A 2,658-nucleotide genomic window follows, 5' to 3' on the forward strand; every position below is an offset into this window, starting at 1 on the left:
ACCCCGCCCACCCCGATCAGGTGGACCGCGCCCAGGTCCTCGGCGGTGAGGGTGCCGGCTGGGGTGAACTGCGCCGTCACCGGGCCACCGCCGCCATGACGAAGGAGCGCAGCGCCTCGTCGCCGTCGCGCCGACCGTAGGCCGCCGCGGCGGCACCCATCGCGGACAACCGCTGGGGGTCGCGGATCAGCGGAATGACGGTGCGCTCCAGCCAGTCCGGGGTCAGCTCCGCGTCGTCGACCAGCAGCCCACCGCCGGCCTCCACCACGGGCAACGCGTTGCGCCGCTGCTCCTGGTTGCTGTGCGGGTACGGCACGAAGATCGTCGGCAGCCCGATCGCGGCCACCTCGGCGACGGTCATCGCCCCGCCCCGGGCCAGCATCAGGTCGGCGGCGGCGTAACCCAGCTCCATCTCCGACAGGTACGGCAGCGTCACGTACGGCACCGGCAGGTCGGAGGGGATCGGCACCGGCTCGTTGCGGGCCCCCATCACGTGCAGCACCTGCACGCCGTTGCGGGCCAGCTCCTTGGCCGCCCCGGAGACCGCCAGGTTGATCGTGCGGGCGCCGGACGAACCGCCGGAGACGAAGAGCACCGGCAGGTCCGGGCGGAGCCCGAAGTGGGCGCGGGCGGCGTTGCGCAGCGCGTACCGGTCCAGGCTGGTGATGCTGCGCCGCAGCGGCACCCCGACCACCGTGGCGTCGCGCAGCGACTCCGCCTGGCTCGGCTGGTGCGGGAAGCCCACCGCGACGTTCTTGGTGAACTTCATGCCCAACCGGTTGGCCACGCCCGGTGGCACGTTCACCTCGTGGATCACCATGGGCAGTTCCCGGCGCCACGCGGCCAGGTAGGCCGGCACCGAGACGTACCCGCCGAAGCCGACGACCGCGTCGGCGCGGACCTCGTCGATCACCTTGCCCGCGGCGCGGGCCGCGGTCCACATCCGGCCCGGGGTACGGACCAGGTTCATGTTCACCGACCGGGGCAGCTGGTACGCGGGGATCTGCCGTAGGTCGTAGCCGTGCGGCGGGATCAGGTCGTTCTCCATGCCCCGGGGTGTGCCGAGGCAGGTGATCCGGACGCCCGGGTCGTGTCGGCGCAGGCAGTCGGCGAAGGCGAGCAGCGGGTAGACGTGTCCACCGGTGCCACCTCCCGCGAGTACCACCGAACGCAGCGGACCCATCAGCGTCTCCTCTCGCTCGCCGTACCCCTGCGGCTGCGGTCCTGTCGGACCCCGCGCGGCGCGGCCGGTTCGTCGTGGCGCCGCTCGCGGGACCGGGGCACGGACCCTCGGTCACCCGGCGGTGTCGCCGGCCGGCGACGCCGGCCGGGAAGCGGCGGCAACGGGGCCCAGAGTAGTCGGACCCACCGGGCCGGCGGACGGGCATGCAGTGCTCTGGCCGCATCGGGTTCGGCCCGGGCGAAGGACGCCAGCATGCCGACCCCGGCCAACGTCACCACCAGGGCGCTTCCGCCGTCGGAGATGAACGGCAGCGGCAAACCGGTGATCGGCAGCAGCCCGACCACCCCACCGACGTTGATCACGGCCTGGCTGACCAGCCAGGTGGTCACGGCGGCGGCGGCGAGCCGCCGGAACGGGTCGTCGACCCGCCGGGCGATCCGCAGACCGGTGTACGCCAGCACCGCGAACAGGCTGAGCACCACCGCGCAGCCGATCACGCCCAGCTCCTCGGCGATCACCGCGAAGATGAAGTCGTTGTGCGCCTCGGGCAGCCAGTCCCACTTCAGGCTGCCCTTGCCCAGCCCGACCCCGAACCAGCCGCCGTGCTCGATGGCCAGTCGGCCCTGGTAGAACTGGAGGCAGTCGTTGAGCTTGCAGGTCTCCGGGTCCGGCGGGTTGAAGAACATGCTCAGCCGCGCGAGGCGGTAGTTGTCCGAACCGCGCTCGCCGGAACCGGCACCCAGCGAGGCCACCGCGACGAGCAGGCCGACGCCGACCAGCCCGACCACGGTCAGCGCGCCGAACACCCGCATCCGGACGCCGGCGGCCCAGAGCAGGCCGACCACCAGCGCCAGCAGGCAGAGCATCGTGCCGGTGTCGTTGTAGCCGACCAGGACGAAGAGCAGGCCCATCACCGGAAAGAGCGGGGTGGCCAGCTCCCGCCACCAGCCCAGCGCGGCGCCCTTGCGGGCGATCAGGTGCGCGCCCCAGAGCACCAGGGCGAACTTGGCCAACTCGGAGGGCTGCACCTGGATCCCGCCGATGAAGAGCCAGAGCAGCCGCGCCTCGATCGGACCGATCCGGGCGGAATCCTGGTCGGTGAGCCGGGCGTAGGCCAGCAGCAGGTTGAGCACCAACAGCAGGGCGATCGCGGTGAACAGCAGCGGCCGGCCCAGCGACCGGTAGGTGCTGGCGGGCAGGCGCTGGCAGGCCCAGAACGCGCCGATGCCGATCACCGCGAAGATGGCCTGCTTGGTCACCGACGCCGAGGCGTTGCCGTCCTCGGCGTAGTCCTTCACGCTGGTCGCCGAGAAGACCATGGTCAGCCCGATCAGCAGCAGCAGGCCGGCGCTGGACAACAGCAGGTAGTAGCTGGCCAGCGGCCGGTCCAGCAGGCCGCGGAGCGCGGTGAGCCCGCTGGCCGCGTCGAAGCCACGCAGTGGCGTCGGCGGCTCGGCTCGCGCGGCGGCGCGCCG

At 72.7% G+C, this 2,658-nt stretch carries 2 protein-coding genes; both read right to left on the reverse strand.

Annotation, left to right across the window (positions count from 1 at the left end; all coding sequences use genetic code 11):
- Positions 1-76: 76 nt before the first annotated feature.
- Positions 77-1,183 carry an undecaprenyldiphospho-muramoylpentapeptide beta-N-acetylglucosaminyltransferase gene (gene murG, locus JM949_RS35140; RefSeq protein ID WP_203152365.1) on the reverse strand — a complete coding sequence of 369 codons (1,107 nt, stop codon included), beginning with the start codon at positions 1,181-1,183 and terminating at the stop codon, positions 77-79.
- Positions 1,183-2,622: an FtsW/RodA/SpoVE family cell cycle protein gene (locus JM949_RS35145; protein ID WP_238434449.1), complete on the reverse strand. Its 1,440-nt coding sequence runs from the start codon at positions 2,620-2,622 to the stop codon at positions 1,183-1,185. Before JM949_RS35145 ends, murG begins: the two co-directional genes overlap by 1 nt.
- Positions 2,623-2,658: the final 36 nt, after the last annotated feature.

Source organism: Micromonospora tarensis (genome assembly GCF_016803395.1).
GTDB classification, from domain to species: domain Bacteria; phylum Actinomycetota; class Actinomycetes; order Mycobacteriales; family Micromonosporaceae; genus Micromonospora; species Micromonospora tarensis.